Consider the following 19,290-nt stretch of genomic DNA (forward strand, 5'->3'; position numbering starts at 1 on the left):
TTCCGGCGTTGAAGGACCGGTCCGAAGCGCGATCTCGTTGGACTTTTCGAGGGTCCTACCCCCTCGGTTGGCCGAGACGTTTGATGCGCTCGGTGGCCTGAGCGAGACGTTCAGCAAGAGCCGCGCGTGTCGCGGCGCGCGGGTCTTCGCTTGCCAGCGCAGACCATCCTCGAGTCGCCACCATCACAGCAGCGGCGCGCGGCATGCCGTGCGATCGCAGGACCTGTTCGAGTTCACGTTGCGAGCCGATCGACGCCACCTGCTGGATCTTCGCCCGCTTGTTTGCGGGGATCGTCACGGCCGAGATTTCGAGCAGATCGGCATCGGTGAAGATGGTTGCACCGCGCGTCTCGTCGCGGCGTATGCCTCCGCGGCGAGCAGCCCAGCCGATGCTGAGCCCCAGCGCATCGCCAGCCTGAATATGCTGGTAGGCCTCCTGGCCGCGGGCAGTGCGAAGGTTGAGTTGGCCGACGGCCTTCAGGCCGTAGCTGTCTTCCGCTAGGTGAAGCCACCGCCCGATTGGCTGAGCCATGTCGTGAGCCCAGAGCATCGCCGGCATCGTCCCGGCGGCCTTGTGCTCGGCAAGTGTTTTGGCGAACGCCCCGGCGGCGATAATGCGACCATTGGCGTCCGGCTCCCCGCCAAAGGCGGAGGCATAGCCTTCGATGCGGCCGGCCGCGCGTTGGGCGCTGGCAACGTCAATCGCAATCGGCAGGGCATGGATGGCTGGAGATTGGTTCTGTGGTGTCATGGAGGGCGCCCTCAGCGAACACAAAGCGACGGGGCCGTAAACCGACCCTGTAAGCCCTGACCCAGCATCCCGCTGGTGCCGAAGGTGCCCTGAACGAGTGGCCCAGCATCCCGCTGGTGCCCTCCCGAACAGTGGACGATTAGACAGTTGCCCCGATTCGGCATTTCGTCAACCCCGGATCGTCAGTGGCTAGTGCGGCCAGGTTGGTCTGCCTCAAGCCGCTGGTGAAGCCGCACGGTCGCGGCCTCCAGGAGGCTGTGAAGGTTGGTCGCGAAGCCGATGCCATGTACGACGAGAGAACCGCTGAGGCCGAGCAGGATCAGCTCATCGATGATCTCGCGTGGGTCGTTCCCGGCATCGATCAAGCGTTTCGCTTCCTGTCGGAAACACTCGGCGATTGCGGTGCGCCGCTCGTCGGCAATCTGTTCGTCGGTCAGCATTCTGGGCTCCTGGGGGGCGTGGGGAGAGGAAGGCGGGCAGATGGTCGGGGAGCGTCATCGGCGGGCCTCATCGGGCCTGACGGCCACGGCCAGCGCCCGGATACCGGGATGCTCGGCGCGCCAGGCGGCAAGGGCAGCAGCAACGAAGTCTTGCCGGATGCGAGAAGCGACAAAGGCACTCGGTGCGCTTAGCCGCAGCTCCCCGTCGCTGGCCCCTTCGAACACGACGTGTCCGAACCAACTCCGGAATTGGGCCTCGCCGATGCTCTGCCGCAGACGCTCGCCCGCCGTGCCAAGTGCTGCCGGCTCGGCCTCACGCGCAGACGCTCGCGCGCGCCTTGGGTTAATATCTTCAGGGTTACATAAAGAGCGACTGCGAAAAGTTGCGAGGTTTACGGCAGAAAGTTGCGAGGTTTCTGCCCCCGAAACCTCGCAAGAAGTTGCAGGGTTTCCACCCCTAAACGTCGCAACTTTCTGCGAGGTTTTGAGCACGGGCCGATAGTGGTTCTTCGCGCCCCGGCCGCCTGCGATCCGCGCCTGGTCTTCGGTGCGCGGACGATGCTCCCGGCGCTCGACGGCGAGATATCCGGCACGCTCAAGCTCATCGATCGCAGCCCATACCGTGCGAACCGATTTTCCCATTCGCTCGGCGACGGTTTCGCAGCTCACGAACGTGTCGCCCGAACGACTGTTGAAGAACGTCCCGATGACGCAAGCCACGCGGAAGGCCGTGGGCGACAGGTTGCCATCAAGCGCCATGTCATCCACCCAATCCATGCGAAGCGGTTTTGGGATCAGGACCTTCGCTGGCAGTGGCAATTCAGGTGCGGCTGACATCGGCAGCCTCGACCATGGCGTTCATCAGCTCGACCAGAAACCGGTTGCGAACAGCTGGCCGCGCGTGCAGCCAGGCGACACGCAGCGCCGTCAACTCCGGCGCCATGCCAGCGGCGGCAAGCATGCCCTCCTTCGTCCGATCGGAGATCCGCTTGCGGACCTCTGGGTCGGCCATCGTGGCGCGGACCTTCTGGGAGAGAGCCCGGCGTGATTCGTCAGTGAACTTGCGGCCGTACACCACGATCAGACCCCCCAAAAGGTGAGGGATTGACCACTGACGAAGGCCGCAAAGTGCCGTCCAGAACCCTGCCCCTCACCTGCGCTTACTTCCTGATCCGCCGAAACCCCGCGGGACCGGGCGAGGCCTCCACCCAATCTCCTGAACTGCCCTGTTTGCTGCGCAGCCGGCTTGCAGCGGGTATCGGAACCGGTCGGAAGGCGGCTCACCGGTGCGAAGCCAGCAACCGGCCGACGGGCGATGGGGGACCATTCCGAGGGCTCCGGCGCATCATGACCGTCCTGAAGGTCACCGCCCTGATCCTGGGGCCTCTTCTCCTCGCTCTCTCGGTCTGGCTGAACCGCCGCGCGGGCGGGACCGAGGATGTGCCCGGCAGGCCCTTTCCGATCGGACGCCTGCTTGTCTCCATCCTGCTCCACTTCGGGGGCGCGATCCTCATTGCCGGCATTCTGCTCGCCGTCTTCGGTCCCTGACGCCGGGTGGGCCGCGGCTTGCCCGATCTCAGCCGCTTGCCGGCGGCGGTTTCAGCCGCTCGTTGAGCCGTGGCCAGCGCCGGCCGACCCGGATGGTCAGGCGGCGCCGCATGCGCCGCGCACGGTGGCTGTCCACGGACAGAACCCACAGGCCGACCGGAAACATCCACGGGCCGAGGACCGGCAGGAAACTCAGCATGCCGCCGCCGATGAACCCCCAGCCAAGCAGGCGGCGACGCAGGCGCGATCGCGGCAGGGGAAAGGTCCGGCCGAGAATCACGATCCGGCTCGGAGCCTGTCCGTCCATGGTGCTGCCGCCCGCCACCTTGCCTCCCGTGATCCCTGCCTTGCTGCCGCCATCGGGCCCGTCATGAGGCCGCCATGCCTGTTGGCGTCAGGATCGCGGCCCTGCGCATGGGCGACGAGATTAGCGCTTGGCAAGCGCGAACGTCCTGTGTTATTCGCGCCGCTCACTCGCTTCAGGCAGTGATCCTCGGTAGCTCAGTGGTAGAGCAACCGGCTGTTAACCGGTTGGTCGCTGGTTCGAATCCGGCCCGGGGAGCCAATTTTCAGAAAACGCGCTCGGAAACGCCTCCGGGCGCGTTTTCGTTTCGGGTCCCGGCCATCGCCCCCGCAAGGCGTTGGCGACAGGCGACCGAGACCAGCCGCCGGGACGCTTCACCCGGGCGCGAACATCGGAAAGCTGACGCCGATCGCCCACGCCAGCGTCAGACCGAGCGCGACGCCGGCCGCTGCCGGAGAGCCCGTTCTGCGGCCGACCCAGCCTCCCATCAGGCCGAAGATCGTGAAGAACAGGACGATCACGGGGATGATGATCAGCAGGAAGAACAGCCGCTGGAAATCAAGCGCCACGGCGGCACCCAGCGAGGCGATGAAGGCTGCACGCGCGGCAAACCGCCGCCAGAGCGCGGCGCGCCCGCCCTCCGTGACAAGACTGTCGGCCAGCATGCAGGGCAACGCCCCGACAGCGATGGCGGCGACGATCGGCAGCCTGGCCGCAATCGGCCAGAACGACGCGACGTAGCGATCCAGCGCGCCGCCAAAGACGACGATGCCCCAGGCTGCCAGCGCCAGAGCCGGAATCCATGCAATGGGGCCGATCCGGATGCGGCACCAGGCCAGCAGGACGAGGGACAGGACGCCATAGACGAACAGGTGGACGGCCAGATAGTCGGCCACCAGGACCGGCAGAAAGCGGGTATCGACAAACCGCAGCAGGACAGGTGTGACGGTCGCCGGCAAGGCGACGACGATCAGGAAGGTGCGAAGCGACAGCCTGGATGGCTCGATCTCGCCGCGGGGCAGCAGGCGCGACAGCGGCCAGCCGAGAACAACGATGCCGAGCAGCAGCAGGACGATGGGACCGCCCGAGGCGGATACCGGGCCGCTGCTCACGCGTCCGAATGCCGCATCGAGCCAGGTGCGGGCCTCCTGCAAGGCGGTGGTCGAATACAGCACCCCGACATGTTCGACCCCGGGTCCGACGGCCGCCCGGCGCCCGGTGCCGGCGGACGGATCGCCGACCGTCGCCCCCTCGACTGCCGAAGGCTCTGCCAGCCGCACGTTTCGCAGGGCGTTCTGCCGCAGCGTCGCTTCCCATTCTCCCGAAACGATCAGCAGGTTGGGCGGGTCGGTGGCGGTCACCGCCTCGGAGAACATCGATATGGCCACCGTCGCCGACACCCGGCGGTCGGCGATCGCCTGCCGCACGATGATGTCCGACGCCATCGAATGGCCGAGCAGGGCCACACGCCCGTCCACGCCCGGCCAGGCCAGCGCGGCATCGATCACCCGGCCGGTCTCACGCATGAGCAGCCGGGTCGTGCCATCGATGCGCGTGACATCGCCCGACATCGGGGTCGGATTGCGACCATGGCCCTCGAAGTCGAAGGCCATGACGACATAGCCGGCCCGCGCCAGCGTGAGCGAATAGGCCTCCATGAGCTGGCGGGAGCCGGCGAAGCCGTGCGCGATGACAACGGCCGGAGCGGTGGCGCCTGCGGGGCGTTGGTAGACGGTCACCGGCGTCCTGCCGACATCGGCATGCACGATGACAAGCCCCGAGCGCTCGCCCTCCAGGTGCCAGACGCCGGCACCGATACAGGCGACGCCGACAAGGGCCGCGATCGCCGAAGGCCAGAATGCACGCAATGGGTCACCCATTCTGATCGACTTGCGGGTCGGACCGCGGCATGTCTCCATCATACGCGGCCGATCGTCGGCAGAGTGTGCCATGGCGGCGTTCGGCCGGCTCAAATTTCGTGGGCGCAAGCGCCCCTTCACGCCTGCGAAGGACCCATCCATTCCCGCGAAGGACCCATGATCGAGACCGCCAGCCCGGGTTCATCGCACGGTCCCGCCCGCAGGCGCGTGCTCCTGCTCGGCGCGACCGGCACGATCGGTCGGGCCACGGCACGCGCGCTGGTCGAGCGTGGCCATGAGGTCGTCTGCTTCCTGCGCCCGCGTGCCGGAACGGGCGGCTCCCTCACACCGGACGACAGCGCCAGGCTGCTCGCCGGAACCCGTCTGCGCTTCGGCGACGTCACCGATCCCCAATCAATCGCGCGCGACGGCTTTTGCGGCGAGCCATTCGACGCCCTGATGTCGTGCCTCGCCTCGCGCACCGGCGCGCCGCGGGATGCCTGGGCCATCGACCACCGGGCCAATTCCCTAGCGCTTGCGGCCGCCCGGAACCATGGCGTGAGCCATATGGTGCTGCTCTCGGCAATCTGCGTCCAGAAGCCCCTTCTGGCCTTTCAGCAGGCCAAGCTGGCATTCGAGACGGAACTGGTCGAATCCGGCCTCACCTATTCCATCATCAGGCCGACAGCCTTCTTCAAATCCCTGTCGGGACAGGTTGACCGGGTCAGGCAGGGCAAGCCGTTCCTGGTGTTTGGCGATGGCACGCTGACCGCCTGCAAGCCGATCGGCGACATGGATCTGGGTCGATACCTTGCCGATTGCCTCAGCGACACGGGCCGCCATGATCGCATCCTGCCGATCGGCGGACCGGGCGATGCGATCACGCCGCGACAGCAGGGGGAGCATCTGTTTCGCCTCTGCGGGCGCCCCCCGCGCTTCAGGCAGGTGCCCTTGCGGTTGCTCGACACGATCGTCGGCGGTTTGGGCGCCCTCGGGCATGTTTTCCCTCGCCTGGCCGACAAGGCCGAACTGGCGCGCATCGGGCGCTATTACGCGACCGAATCAATGCTCGTGCTCGATCCGGCGACGGGGCGCTACGATGCCTCGGCTACCCCTTCGACCGGGACCGAGTCGCTGTTCGCGTTTTATGAGCGACTGTTGGCCGGCGAGGCATCGATCGAACGGGGCGACCATGCCGTCTTCTGAACGGGCCGGCCTTGTCGGTCGCGGCCGTCGTCCCGGGTCCGATGATGCGGGCGCCCGTTGGGGATCGTGACCTGATCCGGTCCGCTGCCGGACACGTAAACCTCCCGATGTCATCCCCCGCCCCCGCCATCGTCTGGTTCCGCGACGACCTGCGCCTCGCTGACAATCCGGCGCTCGATGCCGCCTGCCAGAACGGGCGTCCGGTCGTTGCGATCTACATTCTCGAGACCGGCACCGGGCGGCGCCCCTTGCAGGGCGCGGCCGGCTGGTGGCTGTCGCGCAGCCTGCGGGCACTCGGGGCCGACATCGCTGCCCGTGGCGGCCGGCTTCTGCTCAGGGCGGGAGACCCGCGCGAGGTCATCCTGTCACTCACTGGCGAGACCGGCGCCGGTCTGGTGACCTGGAACCGCCGCTACGATGCCGCCGGCGTCGCGACCGATCAGGCGATCAAGGCCGCGCTGAAGGACCAAGGCATCGCCGCCGAGAGCTTTTCCGCCAATCTGCTGCGCGAGCCCTGGCAGGTGCGCACCCGCTCCGACGAGCCCTTCAAGGTGTTTTCGCCGTTCTGGCGCGCCCATCAGGCACTCGGCGACCCGCGCCCGGCCCTGTCCGCGCCCAAACGCCTTCTTGACGGCAGCCAGGGCCTTGCCAGCGAGGCGCTGGACGACTGGGGCCTCGAACCGACCTCGCCGGACTGGGCCGCCGGCTTTTCCGATTGGTGGACGCCCGGCGAGGCCGGAGCCCGAGAACGCCTGACCACCTTCCTCGACGGGCCGCTCGACAGCTATGCGGCCGACCGAAACCGGCCCGATCGCGATTCGACCTCGGCCCTGTCGCCCCACCTGCGGTTCGGCGAGATTTCGCCGGTCCAGATCTGGCACGCGGCCGCCATGACCGCTGGCACGGGCAGCGCCCGCGGCCTCGACAAGTTCCTGTCCGAGATCGGCTGGCGGGAATTTGCCTATCACCTGCTGTTCCACTGGCCGGACCTGCACCGCACCAGCTTCCAGCCGCGCTTCGAGGCGTTTCCCTGGCACGGCGATCCCGGCGCGCTCAGGGCCTGGCAGCGCGGGCTCACCGGCTATCCGCTGGTCGATGCCGGCATGCGCCAGCTCTGGCAGACCGGCTGGATGCACAATCGCGTGCGCATGGTGGTCGCCTCCTTTCTCGCCAAGCACCTTCTGATCGACTGGCGCGAGGGCGAGGCCTGGTTCTGGGACACGCTGGTGGATGCCGACGTCGCCAACAATCCGGCCAGCTGGCAGTGGGTGGCCGGTTCCGGGGCCGATGCCGCCCCCTATTTCCGCATCTTCAACCCGGTGAAGCAGGGCACGACCTTCGATCCCGACGGCACCTATGTGCGCCGCTGGGTGCCGGAGCTTGGCGGCCTGCCGGCAAGCGCCATCCACGCGCCCTGGACCGCCTCCCCGCAGGTGCTCGCCAGCGCCGGCATCCGGCTTGGCGAGACCTATCCGCGGCCGGTGGTCGACCACGACCGCGCCCGCCAGCGCGCGCTGGAGGCCTTCGGTTCGCTCGCTCCGCGTGCCGAGGCCTCGCCATGACCGCGCGCCGCGATGATGCAACGCACAATGCCCGGTTGCAGGACGGCGTTGATTCAGCAGGTGTTTCTACTAGGATTGTGGCGGAGGGAACCGGAAAGGGCCCCTCGCCGTTTGGCTTGCATGCGCCGAACGCATGGAACTGTTCCGGCGCGCGAGCCAGGCGGATCCACCCGTCATCCGTTCGGCAATGGGCGATGATGTCATGACCAGCCAGACGACCGGCCACCCCGGCGGTGGATTGTCAGAGACGATCGAGGTCACGCGCGAGACCCTTGGCCGCGTCACTGCCGGCCTGCCCCGCTTCGCGCGCTATGCCCTCGGCTATCCCCTGAAGATTCGCGCCGGCACGCTGACCCTGACCCTGCCCGACGGCCGGCGCCTGGTGTTCCGCGGTCGGGAACCCGGCCCCCAGGCCGACATGATCGTGCGCGACTTCACCTTCGCGCGCCGCCTGATCCTGGATGGCGATGCCGGTTTCGCGGAGGCCTTCATCCGCGGCGAGTGGGACAGTCCGGACCCCGCCGGCTTTCTCTACTTCTTCTGCGTGAACATGGAGGCCGTGCGCCACCTGACCCGCTACAATCCGTTCGCGCGGCTGATGCAGCGCTTCCGCCACTGGCGCAACCGCAACACGAAGGCGCAGGCGCGGCGCAACATCATCGCCCATTACGACCTCGGCAATGCCTTCTACCGGGCCTGGCTCGACCCCTCCATGACCTATTCCTCGGCATGGTTCGGCGCCGGGGCGGCTGATCTGCCCTCTGCTCAGCGCGACAAATATCGCCGGCTCGCTCGCGAGATCGGGCTCAAGGCGGGCCACCACGTGCTGGAGATCGGCTGCGGCTGGGGCGGCTTTGCGGAGGTTGCGGCCAGCGAGTTCGGCGCCCGCGTCACCGGCCTCACCCTGTCGGACGAGCAGCATGCCTATGCCACGCGCCGCATGGCGGAGGCCGGCCTGTCCGACCGCGTCACCATCAAGCTTCAGGACTACCGCGACGAGACCGGCACCTATGACGCCATCGCCTCCATCGAGATGTTCGAGGCGGTGGGCCGGGAGTACTGGCCGTCCTATTTCGACACGGTCGCCCGCAGCCTGAAGCCCGGCGGTCGGGCCGGCATCCAGGTCATCACGCTCGACGAGCCCTTGTGGGACGACTACCTGCGCGAGATCGACTTCATCCGCGCCTATGTCTTTCCCGGCGGCATGCTGCCGACCGCCTCCCACATGCGCGACCTGCCGCGCGCCACCGGCCTTGCCCTCGTCGACGAGGAAGCCTTTGGCCGGGACTATGCGCGCACGCTGGAGGAATGGCGCCGCCGCTTCCTCGCCGTCTGGGAGGATGTCGCCCGGCTCGGCTTCGACGATCGGTTCAAGCGCATGTGGACCTACTATCTCGCCTATTGCGAGGCGGGGTTCAGGGCCGGCACCATCGACGTCCGGCAATTCGTCTATGCGCGATCGTGACGGGGACTGCCGGCGCCCCTGCCCTTCGGAGGCTTGAGCGGCCTGCGGGCCTCGGATAGCGTCCGCCCTCCGCCCTGTGTGGCCCGGAGTGCCCCATGCCCTTCCATCCCTCGGTCGTCGAAGCCATCGGCAACACGCCGCTGATCCGGCTGCGCCGTGCGAGCGATGCGACCGGCTGCACGATCCTCGGCAAGGCCGAGTTCATGAACCCCGGCCAGTCGGTGAAGGATCGGGCCGCGCTGTTCCTGATCCGCGACGCCATGGCCAGGGGCCTCGTGCGCCCCGGCGGGACGATCGTCGAGGGCACGGCCGGCAATACCGGCATCGGTCTCGCCATGGTCGGGCGCGCGCTCGGGCTCGACTGCGTCATCGTCATCCCCGAGAACCAGAGCCAGGAGAAGAAGGACGCCCTGCGCCAGCTTGGCGCCAGCCTCATCGAGGTGCCTGCCGTCCCCTATGCCAACCCCAACAACTACGTGAAGGTCTCGGCCCGGACCGCGGAGCGCATCGCCCGCGAGAACCCGGACGGCGCCTTCTGGGCCAACCAGTTCGACAATGTCGCCAACCGTCAGGCCCATATCGAGACCACGGGCCCGGAGATCTGGCGCGACACGGATGGCAGGATCGACGGGTTCATCTGCGCCATCGGCTCGGGCGGCACGCTGGCCGGCATCGCCATGGCGCTGAAGGAGCGCAGCCCCAAGGTCACCATCGGCTGTGCCGATCCGCTCGGCGCCGCCATGTATTCCTGGTTCACGGACGGCGAGCTGAAGTCCGCCGGCTCGTCCATCACCGAGGGCATCGGCCAGGGCCGCGTGACGAAGAACATCGAGGGCGCGCCCGTCGACATCGCCTTCCAGATTCCCGACGAGGAGGCGATCCCCGTCATGTTCGACCTGCTGGAGCACGAGGGCCTGTGCGTCGGCCCCTCCACCGGCATCAATGTCGCCGGCGCCATCCGCCTTGCGCGCCAGCTCGGCCCCGGCCACACCATCGTGACCATCCTCTGCGACTACGGCTTCCGCTATGCCTCCAAGATCTACAACCCCGCCTTCCTGCGCTCGAAGGGCCTGCCCGTGCCGGCCTGGCTGGAGCGCGGCTCCCTCCCGCTCGTCGATCTCATGCCGGTGACCTGATGGCCACGCAGTTCCTGTTCCGCGACGACGCCTACCTCCCGAGCTGCGAGGCGACCGTCATCGGCTTCACCGAAAAGGATGGCGCCCACGGCGTCGTGCTCGACCGCACCGTGTTCTATCCCACCGGCGGCGGCCAGCCGGGCGACCAGGGCCTGCTGGAGACCGCCGGCGGCGCACTGACGGTGGCCACCGCCGTCTATGGCACCAGCCGCGAGGAGATCGCCCACGTCCTGGCACCGGGCGCGGTATTGCCGGCGATCGGCGAGACCGTCACCGCGCGCCTCGACTGGCCGGTGCGGTTCGCGCGCATGCGCATGCATACCGGCCTCCACCTGCTTTCGGTCGCGCTGCCCTTCCCGGTGACCGGCGGCGCCATCGGCGCGGAGGAGAGCCGGCTCGACTTCGACATTCCCGAGGCCGGCCTCGACCGCGACGAGCTCACCGCCCGGCTCAACGACCTGATAGCCAAGGATGCAGCCATCACCGAAAGCTGGATCACCGATGCCGAGCTGGAAGCCAATCCGGGCCTGGTCAAGACCATGTCGGTGAAGCCGCCCATGGGCTCGGGCCGCGTGCGGCTCATCGCCATCGAGGGGATCGACCTGCAGCCCTGCGGCGGCACCCATGTGCGCAACACCCGCGAGATCGGCCAGCTCGTCGTCTCGTCGATCGAGAAAAAAGGCAAGCAGAACCGGCGCGTGCGCGTCGTGTTCGCGTAAGGAGTGACGATGACCGCCCTGCCCTCGCCCTGGCTGCGCTCCACCGACTGGCTGGCCCAGCACCTCGACTATCCGGACCTCGTCATCCTCGACGGCACCTATTTCCTGCCGACCATGGGGCGGGACGCCGAGGCCGAATTCGCCGCCGCCCATATTCCGGGCGCGCAGCGCTTCGACATCGACACCGTGAAGGATGCCGACAGCGACCTGCCGCACATGATGCCGTCATCGGCGGCTTTCGCCTCGGCCTGCCGCGCGCTCGGCATCGGCGACGGCAAGTCGGTGCTCATCTACGACGCGATCGGCCTGTTCTCGGCGCCGCGCGTGTGGTGGATGTTCCGCAATTTCGGCGTCGATCGCGTGTTCATCCTGGACGGCGGCCTGCCGAAATGGGTCGCCGAGGACCGGCCGGTCGAGACCGGCCCGGCACGCCGGCGCGAGGCCCGTCATTTCACCGCCCGCAAGAACCACGGCGCGGTCGCCGATCTGGGCGACGTCAAGAAGGCGCTGGCCAATGGGCGGACACAGGTGGTCGATGCCCGGCCCGCCGACCGCTTCCGCGGCGAGACGGCCGAGCCACGCCCCGGCCTGAAGTCCGGCCACATGCCCGGCGCGCTCAACGTGCCGTTCGCCGGCCTCGTCGAGAACGGCAGGCTCGTGTCGCAGGAGCGCATCCGCGAGGCCTTCTCGGCCGCCGGGGTCGATCTCGACCGGCCGGTGATCACCAGCTGCGGCTCGGGCGTTTCGGCCGCCATCCTCTGGCTTGCGATCGATGCGCTCGGCAAGCAGCCGGCAGGCCTCTATGACGGCTCATGGTCCGAATGGGGCGCGCGCGACGACTGTGCCGTCGAGACCGGGCCGCCGGCGGGTTCGCCGCCGAAGGCCTGAGCCGGCCGTTTCGTCGGCCCGTCGCGGCGCCCGCCTCAGGCGACCAGCGTCACCAGCGACAGGCCGAAGGCGGCCACGCACACGACGACGCGCGCACGGTGCCAGGCGGCCCAGCTGGCCAGGACCGCCGCAAGCTCGGTGGCCGGCACGGCGCGCCGCAGGAAGGCCTCGTTCGCCGCCCTGAAATAGACGAGGTAGATGCCGACCAGGCTGCAGCTCAGCACCGCCGCCGCGATGGCCGCGAGGCTGCGCGGCCCAAGTCCGGACTGGAGGGTCACCTGGACGGCGGCCAGCACGGCCGCAGGCGGCACCACCATCGTCAGCGGCGCGAAGAAGCGGAACAGCAGCGGTCCATAGGTCGGGTGGAGCGCATAGAACGCCTCCGCCGGCAGCGTGCGCCAGTAGGGCACCAGCAGCCGGTCCTCGGCGAGCAGCGCGCCGGCGAGGAGGCCGAGCGAGGCGGCAGCAAACAGGGGCAGCAGATGGCTCGCGAGGGCAGTCACGGCCGCCCCTCCGTCGAGCCGGTCAGTGCAGGATCTGGCTGAGGAACAGCTTGGTCCGCTCGTGCTGCGGGTTCGAGAAGAACTGGTTCGGCTCGTTCATCTCGATGATCTGCCCGTAATCCATGAAGATGACCCGGTTCGCCACCTGCCGGGCAAAGCCCATCTCGTGGGTGACGCAGATCATGGTCATGCCTTCCTCGGCGAGGCTCACCATGGTGTCGAGCACCTCCTTGACCATTTCCGGGTCGAGGGCGGATGTCGGCTCGTCGAACAGCATGATCTTCGGGCTCATGCAAAGCGCGCGCGCGATGGCGACGCGCTGCTGCTGGCCGCCGGACAGCTGGCCGGGATATTTCAGCGCCTGCTCCGGGATGCGCACCCGCTTGAGGTAGTGCATCGCCACCTCCTCGGCCTCCTTCTTGGGCATCTTCTTCACCCAGATCGGCGCGAGCGTGCAGTTCTCCAGGATGGAGAGGTGCGGAAACAGGTTGAAGTGCTGGAACACCATGCCGACCTCGCGCCGGATCTCGTCGATCCGCTTCAGGTCGTCGGTCAGTTCGATCCCGTCGACGATGATCTGGCCCTGCTGATGTTCCTCCAGCCGGTTCACGCAGCGGATCATGGTCGATTTGCCGGAGCCCGACGGCCCGCAGACGACGATGCGCTCGCCGCGATGGACGGTCAGGTTGATGTCCTTCAGGACATGAAACTCGCCATACCACTTGTGCATGCCGGTGATGGAGATGGCGACCTCGTTGGTCGTCGTCGGCATCCGGGCGGGAGACGGGCTGGACATGCGGAACTCCTGGAAGGCCTTGTCGTCGCGGTCCGGCGCCGTCAGCGGCGCAGGCTGGTGTTGAGCCTGTTCTCGACGAAGATCGAGTAGCGGGACATGAAGTAGCAGAAGGCGAAATAGATGATCCCGGCAAAGGCAAAGCCGGTGTAGAGCGTCACCGGGCTTGCCCATTGCGGGTCGGTGAACCCGGCGCGGATGCCGCCGAGCAGGTCGAAGATGGCAACGATCGAGACCAGCGTCGTGTCCTTGAACAGGCCGATGAAGGAGTTGACGATGCCGGGGATCACCAGCTTCAGCGCCTGGGGCATGACGATCAGCCCCATCATGCGCGGATAGTTGAGCCCAAGCGCCATGGCGCCCTCGAACTGGCCCTTCGGGATGGCCTGCAAGCCGCCACGGATCGTCTCGGCCATGTAGGCGCCGGAGAAGATCGACACGCCGACCAGCACGCGCACCATCGCGTCGGGCGAGCGCTCGAGGAACAGCGGCAGCATGTAGGTGGCGAAGAACAGCACGGTGATCAGCGGCACGCCGCGCACCATCTCGATCAGGCCAACCGACAGGAAGCGGATGATCGGCATCTTCGACCGCCGGCCGAGCGCCAGCGCCACGCCGATCGGCAGGGCCGCCACGATGCCGGTGGTTGCCACCACCAGCGTCACCAGCAGGCCGCCCCATTGCCGTGTCTCGACGATGGGCAGCGCCGGCGCATCGACGATGCCGGTTCGCACGATGACCAGCGCGAGCACGCCGACCGCAAGCGCCGCGAAGCCGTATTGCAGGAACAGCGTATTGGGATTTTCCTCCACGCGGCTCATCAGATAGCCGACCATCAGCGTGACGCCGCCGATCAGGGCAAGCCAGCCGATGGCGCTCAGCCAGGGATTGATGATCGAGCCGCCGTAGAGAAGGTTGAAGGCGAGGACCGGAAAGGCGCCGAAGAAAAGCACCGCGTTCAGCACCTTGTGCGGCAGGCTCGGGATCAGCAGCGGGATCAGCAGGATGATCGCGATGATATAGGTCAGGTTGACCCGCCAGCGCTCCTCGACCGGATAGAAGCCGTACATGAACTGGCCGAATTTGGCCCAGACGAAGGGCCAGCAGGCCCCGACGCTGCGCCCCACCTTTTCGTCGAGGCAGGCATCGCGATCCTCGCCGGTCCACACGGCGCGAATGATGGTGAAATCGACGAAGGTCCAGATCAGCACATAGGCGATATAGGCGCCCACCAGCGTCAGGAGCGTCTGCAGCGGGCTGGAGAACAGCTTGGCCCGGGCCCAGCCCCAGGGGCCGACGAGACTGGCCGGCGGCGGCAGCGGCTGGAGGATCTCTCCGCGGGTGAAGGAGGTGGTCATGTCCCGCTCCTCACCGTTCCACCAGCGCGATGCGCCGGTTGTACCAGTTCATGAAGATGGAGGTGGCGATCGAGATGGTCAGGTAGCAGCCCATCCACATGGCGATGACCTCGATCGCCTGGCCCGTCTGGTTGAGGATGGTGCCGCCGACCGAGACGACGTCGGGATAGCCGATGCCGACCGCCAGCGAGGAGTTCTTGGTCAGGTTGAGGTACTGGCTGGTCAGCGGCGGGATGATGACCCGCAGCGCCTGCGGGATCACGATGAGGTTGAGGATGCGCCCCTCCGGCAGGCCGAGCGACCGGCCGGCTTCCGTCTGGCCGTGGCTGACCGCCTGGATGCCGGCGCGCACGATCTCGCCGATGAAGGCGGCGGTATAGGCGACGAGCGCCACCGTCAGCGCGACGAATTCCGGGATCAGCGTCATGCCGCCGGTCAGGTTGAAGCGGCCCTGCTGGGGATGGTCGAAGGAGATGGGCATGCCCGAGACGAGGTAGGCCAGGATCGGCAGCCCGAGAATGAGCCCGGTCATGGTGGCCACCACCGGGAACTGTTCGCCGGTCGCCTCCTGGCGCTTGCGCGCCCAGTGGCGGACCGCGAACGCCGCCACGAGGCCGACGATCAGCGCGATGCCGATCAGCCCCGCTCCGGTCTCGAACACGGGCCGTGGGACCGTGATGCCGCGCTGGTTGGCGAACAGCAGCCCGAACAGCGAATAGGAATTGCGCGGCGTCGGCATGGCCGCCAGCACGGCCAGGTACCAGAACAGGATCTGGAACAGCAGCGGCAGGTTGCGGATGATTTCGACATACCAGTAGGCGATCTTGGCGATCACCCAGTTGGGCGAGAGGCGCGCCACGCCGACGATGAAGCCGAGCAGGGTGGCGAAGAAGATGCCGACGACGGCGACCAGCAGCGTGTTCAGCAGGCCGATGAGATAGGCCCGGCCGTAGGACATCGATTCTTCCCACGCGATCGGCGTCTGGGAAATGCCGAAGCCGGCCGTCTGGTTGAGGAAGCCGAAGCCGCCCGCGATGTTCTGGTTTCTGAGGTTGGTGACGGCGTTGTTCACCGCCGTGAACAGGATGAAGACGAGCAGCGCCAGGGCCAGGGTCTGGAAGATCAGGCTTCGCGTCTTCGGATCGTTAAAGAACGCCACTTTGGGCGCACTGCCCCCGCGAGCCGGCAATGTGCCGTCCGTCATAATCGCCATCCCCTTCTCTGGTGCGGTGAGGGGCTTTTGATCCGCCCGGAGGCGGCCCAGCCATACTCTTCACCGGCAAACCGTCCCGGATCGTGGACCCGGGACGGTGATTATGTCCAGTCGTAATTGCACCGCAACGTGACGTCGCGATCAGCGGATCGGCGGGGCGTATTGCAGGCCGCCCTTGGTCCAGAGCGCGTTCTGGCCGCGCTGGATGCCGAGGCGGGTCGTGGGTCCGACATTCCGGTCGAAGATCTCGCCGTAATTGCCGACATGGCGGACGATGCGCACTACCCAGTCCTTGGTCAGGCCGAGCGCCTCGCCAAAATTGCCCTCCACGCCGAGAACGCGCCGGATCTCGGGATTGGTGGACTGCATCATCTGGTCGAGATTGGCCTTGGTGATGTTGAGTTCCTCGGCCGTGACCATCGCGAAGTGGGTCCACTTGACGATGTCGAACCACTGGTCGTCACCGTGGCGGACGACCGGGCCGAGCGGCTCCTTGGAGATGATCTCCGGCAGAACCATGTGGTCGTCCGGCTTGGCCAGCTTGATGCGCTCGGCATAAAGGCCGGACGCGTCCGTCGTGAACACGTCGCAGCGGCCGGCATCATAGGCCTTCACCGTCTCGTCGGCGCTGGCGAAGACCACCGGCTCGTAGCGCATGTTGTTGGCGCGGAAGAAGTCGGCGACGTTGAGCTCGGTCGTCGTTCCGGTCTGCACGCAGACCGAGGCGCCGGACAGTTCGCGCGCGCTCTTCACGTTCAGCGACTTGCGGACCATGAAGCCCTGGCCGTCGTAATAGTTCACGCCGGCAAAGTTCAGGCCGAGCGAAGTGTCGCGCTGCAGCGTCCAGGTGGTGTTGCGCGACAGCACGTCGATTTCGCCGGACTGGAGCGCCGTGAAGCGGTCCTTGGCCGAGAGCGGCGAGAACCGCACCTTGGTCGGGTCGTTGAAGATGGCCGCGGCGAGCGCCCGGCACAGGTCCACGTCGAGCCCGGTCCAGTTACCGGCGCTGTCCGGCATGGAGAAGCCGGCCAGACCCTGGGTCACGCCGCACTGGACGAAGCCCTTGTTCTGGATGTTGCGCAGCGTTGTCGGTGCCTGGGCCTGGGCCGCCGAGGCGGCGAGACCGAGGACCGCGCCAAGCGCGATGGTCGAGACAATCCGTTTCATGGGGGGCAGCCTTTCCACTCTGTTCTCAAGGCAGATTTGTTGTCTTCCGCGGGTATCGGGTGTGGCCTCTCGATGGGCTGCACGGTCCCGAGACCCCGCATTCGTGCATCACAGGCCATCTTCTGGCGGGGGTCAAGGGCTTGACGGGTCGCATCCCCGCCGGGGAAAACCGGTTCCTTCCCGCTCCCTGCAATCCGCGCATTGCGAACATCGAGGCGATCATGGCCGGTCCGTCCAACCCCAAGAGCCTCGCCGACCGCACGCGCCTTGTGCTCGGCGGGCGCAAGCCGGCCGACCAGTTCGGCTTCGTCAACACGCCGATCTACCGCGGCTCGACCGTCCTCTATCCGACCTATGACGAGTTGAAGGCCCGGCGGCAGCCCTATGTCTATGGCACCCGCGGCACGCCGACCACGCGCGCGCTGGAGGAGGCCTGGGCCGACATTTCGGGCGCCGCCGGCGCGGTGCTCGTGCCCTCGGGCCTCGCCGCCATCGTGGTGGCGCTGCAAGCCTGCCTGAAGGCCGGCGATCACATGCTGGTCACGGATTCGGTCTATCGGCCCACCCGCGAATATTCCAACACCATCCTGAAGCGGTTCGGCGTCGAGACCACCTATTACGACCCGGTCATCGGCGCGGGCATCGCCGACCTGATGCGGCCGAACACGAAGGTCGTGTTCACCGAGGCGCCCGGCTCGCAATCGTTCGAGATGCAGGACATCCCGGCCATCGCCGAGGTCGCCCATGCCCGCGACGCCATCGTCGTCATGGACAACACCTGGGCCACGCCCCTCTATTTCCCGCCGCACGAGCGCGGCGTCGACATCGCCATCGAAGCCGGCACCAAATATCTCGGCGGTCATTCGGACCTGCTGATGGGCATGGTCACGGCCAACGAGCGCTGCTGGAAGATGCTGCGCGACACCTATGACCTGATGGCCATCGTGCCGGGGCCGGAGGACTGTTTCCTCGCCCTGCGCGGCCTGCGCACCATGAAGCTGCGCCTCGACGAGGCCGGCCGTCAGGGCCGCGCCATGGCCGACTGGCTCGCCGCCCGGCCCGAGGTCAAGACCGTGTTGCACCCGGCCATGCCGCACCATCCCGGCCACGACATCTGGAAGCGCGACTTCAAGGGCGCCTCCGGCCTGTTCTCGGTCATCCTGCACCCGGTCTCCGAACAGCAGCTTGCCGCCTTCCTCGACGGGCTGGAACTGTTCGGCATGGGCTATTCCTGGGGTGGCTACGAGAGCCTCGTCGTGCCCTTCGACTGCTCGCCCTATCGCTCGGTCACCACCTGGAACCCCGGCGGCACGGCCCTGCGCTTCCAGATCGGCCTCGAGGACGTGGCCGATCTGCAGGCGGACCTGGCCGCCGGCTTCGAGCGGATGAAGGCCTCCGTCTGATCAGCCCGCGCGCGAGAGGCGGGCGGCAACGGCTGCCCGCACGCGCCGCCATGGCAGGGCGAAGGGCCGCCGGTCCGCGCCCGGCGTGAACACGAGGCCCCGGCGCGCGAACAATTCGCGCGTCATCAGCGTGAACCACGCGCCCCACAGGGACCCAACCACGATATCGGTGAAATAGTGCGCGTCCACCGCCACGCGGCTGTAGGCGATGACGAAGGCCGCCCCGATCAGCCAGAGGCGCCAGCGGGGAAACAGGAAGGCCAGCGCCAGCGCCGAGGCAAAGGCGGTCTGCGAATGGCCCGAGGGAAAGCTCGCGAAATGCGGGCTCCACGAGGGAAACTGGAAGTAGAGCGCGCCGAACTCGTCGAAGAATCGCGGCCGCCCGCGGGCGATGATGCGCTTGACGATGGAGATGATCAGGCCCGAACCGCCGACGGCCAGGAACACGAAGGCGAAGCGCGCCGCGAGCGCCAGCAGCACGCGGTCGGCCAGGGAGCGCGCCGGTGAGGCCAGTGCCAGCAGCGCCAGAAGGGCGACACCGGACGGAATCAGGATCCAGTCGGAGCGGCCCATATCGGTTGCGATCGTGAAGACCGTGCCCCACCAGCCCTCGAACCGGCCGGCCATGCGCAGGATCGGCGTGTCGAGATAAGCCATGCCGAACAGCACCAGCGCGAGCCCGACGAGCGCCGCGCAGATGCGCTCCGGCCAGCCCGCGAAGATCCGGAACGCCGGCGTGGCCATGGGCCGCGGCGGCCGCACCAGCCGGGCAAGTCCCCCGGCCAGCGCCTCGCCGAAGCCGCGCGGCGTCAACTGACGGGCGGGCGATTCGGGCAGCGGTCGGTTCTCGGCCCCGGTCGTCATCGGCATCCTTCTGCAACCTGCCGGCCCGCGCCGCCGACAAGGACAGAGGCCTTGCCTCCCCGTCCGGCGGCCCTCCGGCCCCGATGCCTTCTAGTCCCGCGCGCGGGCGCT

20 protein-coding genes and 1 tRNA gene are annotated in these 19,290 nt (G+C 67.7%); 9 read left to right on the forward strand and 12 right to left on the reverse strand.

The genetic code is table 11. The annotated features are described in order from the left end of the window. Positions 1 to 55: 55 nt before the first annotated feature. From ACTIFS_RS16800 to ACTIFS_RS16815, 4 genes are all read right to left on the reverse strand, one after another. Positions 56 to 751 (reverse strand): HK97 family phage prohead protease, encoded by a 696-nt coding sequence (locus tag ACTIFS_RS16800; protein ID WP_439575275.1) that lies wholly within the window; start codon positions 749 to 751, stop codon positions 56 to 58. A 182-nt stretch (positions 752 to 933) separates the two neighbouring features. Beyond that, complete coding sequence (locus ACTIFS_RS16805) at positions 934 to 1,191, reverse strand: hypothetical protein (protein WP_439575276.1); 258 nt, start codon at positions 1,189 to 1,191, stop codon at positions 934 to 936. A gap of 54 nt (positions 1,192 to 1,245) precedes the next feature. After that, positions 1,246 to 1,950, reverse strand: a complete 705-nt coding sequence (locus tag ACTIFS_RS16810; RefSeq protein WP_439575277.1) for a helix-turn-helix domain-containing protein — start codon at positions 1,948 to 1,950, stop codon at positions 1,246 to 1,248. Positions 1,951 to 2,011: 61 nt separating this feature from the next. Then, positions 2,012 to 2,152 (reverse strand): hypothetical protein, encoded by a 141-nt coding sequence (locus tag ACTIFS_RS16815; RefSeq protein WP_439575278.1) that lies wholly within the window; start codon positions 2,150 to 2,152, stop codon positions 2,012 to 2,014. Positions 2,153 to 2,538: 386 nt separating this feature from the next. Here ACTIFS_RS16815 and ACTIFS_RS16820 point away from each other — a divergent pair, with 386 nt between their 5' ends. Further along, the gene (locus tag ACTIFS_RS16820; RefSeq protein ID WP_439575279.1) at positions 2,539 to 2,739 is read left to right on the forward strand and encodes a hypothetical protein; all 201 of its coding nucleotides are present in this window, start codon (positions 2,539 to 2,541) and stop codon (positions 2,737 to 2,739) included. Positions 2,740 to 2,767: 28 nt separating this feature from the next. Here ACTIFS_RS16820 and ACTIFS_RS16825 read toward each other — a convergent pair whose 3' ends face one another. Next, a complete protein-coding gene (locus tag ACTIFS_RS16825) occupies positions 2,768 to 3,046 on the reverse strand; it encodes a hypothetical protein (protein WP_439575280.1) in 279 nt (92 codons plus the stop codon). 183 nt (positions 3,047 to 3,229) lie between these two features. Here ACTIFS_RS16825 and ACTIFS_RS16830 point away from each other — a divergent pair. Continuing rightward, positions 3,230 to 3,304 (forward strand) — tRNA-Asn (locus tag ACTIFS_RS16830). Positions 3,305 to 3,417: 113 nt separating this feature from the next. On the opposite strand, the gene ACTIFS_RS16835 is transcribed toward ACTIFS_RS16830, so the two are convergent. Beyond that, positions 3,418 to 4,782: an alpha/beta fold hydrolase gene (locus ACTIFS_RS16835; protein ID WP_439575281.1), complete on the reverse strand. Its 1,365-nt coding sequence runs from the start codon at positions 4,780 to 4,782 to the stop codon at positions 3,418 to 3,420. Between the two features lie 354 nt (positions 4,783 to 5,136). On the opposite strand from ACTIFS_RS16835, the gene ACTIFS_RS16840 reads away from it, so the two are divergent. From ACTIFS_RS16840 to sseA, 6 genes are all read left to right on the forward strand, one after another. After that, positions 5,137 to 6,108: an NAD(P)H-binding protein gene (locus tag ACTIFS_RS16840; protein WP_439575412.1), complete on the forward strand. Its 972-nt coding sequence runs from the start codon at positions 5,137 to 5,139 to the stop codon at positions 6,106 to 6,108. A gap of 107 nt (positions 6,109 to 6,215) precedes the next feature. Further along, positions 6,216 to 7,670 (forward strand): cryptochrome/photolyase family protein, encoded by a 1,455-nt coding sequence (locus ACTIFS_RS16845; RefSeq protein WP_439575282.1) that lies wholly within the window; start codon positions 6,216 to 6,218, stop codon positions 7,668 to 7,670. A gap of 238 nt (positions 7,671 to 7,908) precedes the next feature. After that, positions 7,909 to 9,135, forward strand: a complete 1,227-nt coding sequence (locus ACTIFS_RS16850) for a class I SAM-dependent methyltransferase (RefSeq protein ID WP_439575413.1) — start codon at positions 7,909 to 7,911, stop codon at positions 9,133 to 9,135. 95 nt (positions 9,136 to 9,230) lie between these two features. Then, positions 9,231 to 10,271 carry a cysteine synthase A gene (locus ACTIFS_RS16855; RefSeq protein WP_439575283.1) on the forward strand — a complete coding sequence of 347 codons (1,041 nt, stop codon included), beginning with the start codon at positions 9,231 to 9,233 and terminating at the stop codon, positions 10,269 to 10,271. Then, positions 10,271 to 10,990, forward strand: coding sequence for an alanyl-tRNA editing protein (locus ACTIFS_RS16860; RefSeq protein ID WP_439575284.1), 720 nt, complete (start codon positions 10,271 to 10,273; stop codon positions 10,988 to 10,990). Before ACTIFS_RS16855 ends, ACTIFS_RS16860 begins: the two co-directional genes overlap by 1 nt. 9 nt (positions 10,991 to 10,999) lie before the next feature. Next, complete coding sequence (gene sseA, locus ACTIFS_RS16865) at positions 11,000 to 11,878, forward strand: 3-mercaptopyruvate sulfurtransferase (protein WP_439575285.1); 879 nt, start codon at positions 11,000 to 11,002, stop codon at positions 11,876 to 11,878. A gap of 35 nt (positions 11,879 to 11,913) precedes the next feature. On the opposite strand, the gene ACTIFS_RS16870 is transcribed toward sseA, so the two are convergent. The 5 genes from ACTIFS_RS16870 to ACTIFS_RS16890 all read right to left on the reverse strand — a co-directional run bounded on the left by ACTIFS_RS16870 (position 11,914) and on the right by ACTIFS_RS16890 (position 16,912). After that, a complete protein-coding gene (locus tag ACTIFS_RS16870) occupies positions 11,914 to 12,381 on the reverse strand; it encodes a hypothetical protein (RefSeq protein WP_439575286.1) in 468 nt (155 codons plus the stop codon). 22 nt (positions 12,382 to 12,403) lie between these two features. Next, a complete protein-coding gene (locus tag ACTIFS_RS16875) occupies positions 12,404 to 13,177 on the reverse strand; it encodes an amino acid ABC transporter ATP-binding protein (protein WP_439575287.1) in 774 nt (257 codons plus the stop codon). A gap of 41 nt (positions 13,178 to 13,218) precedes the next feature. Beyond that, entirely contained in the window at positions 13,219 to 14,532 is a 1,314-nt protein-coding gene (locus ACTIFS_RS16880; protein WP_439575288.1) for an amino acid ABC transporter permease, read from the reverse strand. Between the two features lie 10 nt (positions 14,533 to 14,542). After that, a complete protein-coding gene (locus tag ACTIFS_RS16885) occupies positions 14,543 to 15,736 on the reverse strand; it encodes an amino acid ABC transporter permease (protein WP_439575414.1) in 1,194 nt (397 codons plus the stop codon). A gap of 150 nt (positions 15,737 to 15,886) precedes the next feature. After that, a complete protein-coding gene (locus tag ACTIFS_RS16890; RefSeq protein WP_439575289.1) occupies positions 15,887 to 16,912 on the reverse strand; it encodes an amino acid ABC transporter substrate-binding protein in 1,026 nt (341 codons plus the stop codon). A 221-nt stretch (positions 16,913 to 17,133) separates the two neighbouring features. Here ACTIFS_RS16890 and metC point away from each other — a divergent pair, with 221 nt between their 5' ends. Next, positions 17,134 to 18,315, forward strand: coding sequence for a cystathionine beta-lyase (gene metC, locus ACTIFS_RS16895; protein WP_439575290.1), 1,182 nt, complete (start codon positions 17,134 to 17,136; stop codon positions 18,313 to 18,315). Here the strand turns inward: metC and ACTIFS_RS16900 are convergent, their stop codons facing one another. Further along, positions 18,316 to 19,179, reverse strand: coding sequence for a phosphatase PAP2 family protein (locus tag ACTIFS_RS16900; RefSeq protein ID WP_439575291.1), 864 nt, complete (start codon positions 19,177 to 19,179; stop codon positions 18,316 to 18,318). Positions 19,180 to 19,290: the final 111 nt, after the last annotated feature.

Origin of the sequence: Phreatobacter sp. (assembly GCF_051860605.1) — a bacterium.
GTDB lineage: Bacteria > Pseudomonadota > Alphaproteobacteria > Rhizobiales > Phreatobacteraceae > Phreatobacter.

Bases quoted from the DNA above. Each gene is read 5' to 3' on its own strand.
- ACTIFS_RS16800 (WP_439575275.1), bottom strand. From the start codon at position 751: ATGACACCACAGAACCAATCTCCAGCCATCCATGCCCTGCCGATTGCG.
- ACTIFS_RS16805 (WP_439575276.1), bottom strand. From the start codon at position 1,191: ATGCTGACCGACGAACAGATTGCCGACGAGCGGCGCACCGCAATCGCC.
- ACTIFS_RS16810 (WP_439575277.1), bottom strand. From the start codon at position 1,950: ATGGCGCTTGATGGCAACCTGTCGCCCACGGCCTTCCGCGTGGCTTGC.
- ACTIFS_RS16815 (WP_439575278.1), bottom strand. From the start codon at position 2,152: ATGCTTGCCGCCGCTGGCATGGCGCCGGAGTTGACGGCGCTGCGTGTC.
- ACTIFS_RS16820 (WP_439575279.1), top strand. From the start codon at position 2,539: ATGACCGTCCTGAAGGTCACCGCCCTGATCCTGGGGCCTCTTCTCCTC.
- ACTIFS_RS16825 (WP_439575280.1), bottom strand. From the start codon at position 3,046: ATGGACGGACAGGCTCCGAGCCGGATCGTGATTCTCGGCCGGACCTTT.
- ACTIFS_RS16845 (WP_439575282.1), top strand. From the start codon at position 6,216: ATGTCATCCCCCGCCCCCGCCATCGTCTGGTTCCGCGACGACCTGCGC.
- ACTIFS_RS16855 (WP_439575283.1), top strand. From the start codon at position 9,231: ATGCCCTTCCATCCCTCGGTCGTCGAAGCCATCGGCAACACGCCGCTG.
- ACTIFS_RS16860 (WP_439575284.1), top strand. From the start codon at position 10,271: ATGGCCACGCAGTTCCTGTTCCGCGACGACGCCTACCTCCCGAGCTGC.
- sseA (WP_439575285.1), top strand. From the start codon at position 11,000: ATGACCGCCCTGCCCTCGCCCTGGCTGCGCTCCACCGACTGGCTGGCC.
- ACTIFS_RS16875 (WP_439575287.1), bottom strand. From the start codon at position 13,177: ATGTCCAGCCCGTCTCCCGCCCGGATGCCGACGACGACCAACGAGGTC.
- ACTIFS_RS16880 (WP_439575288.1), bottom strand. From the start codon at position 14,532: ATGACCACCTCCTTCACCCGCGGAGAGATCCTCCAGCCGCTGCCGCCG.
- ACTIFS_RS16885 (WP_439575414.1), bottom strand. From the start codon at position 15,736: ATGACGGACGGCACATTGCCGGCTCGCGGGGGCAGTGCGCCCAAAGTG.
- ACTIFS_RS16890 (WP_439575289.1), bottom strand. From the start codon at position 16,912: ATGAAACGGATTGTCTCGACCATCGCGCTTGGCGCGGTCCTCGGTCTC.
- metC (WP_439575290.1), top strand. From the start codon at position 17,134: ATGGCCGGTCCGTCCAACCCCAAGAGCCTCGCCGACCGCACGCGCCTT.
- ACTIFS_RS16900 (WP_439575291.1), bottom strand. From the start codon at position 19,179: ATGACGACCGGGGCCGAGAACCGACCGCTGCCCGAATCGCCCGCCCGT.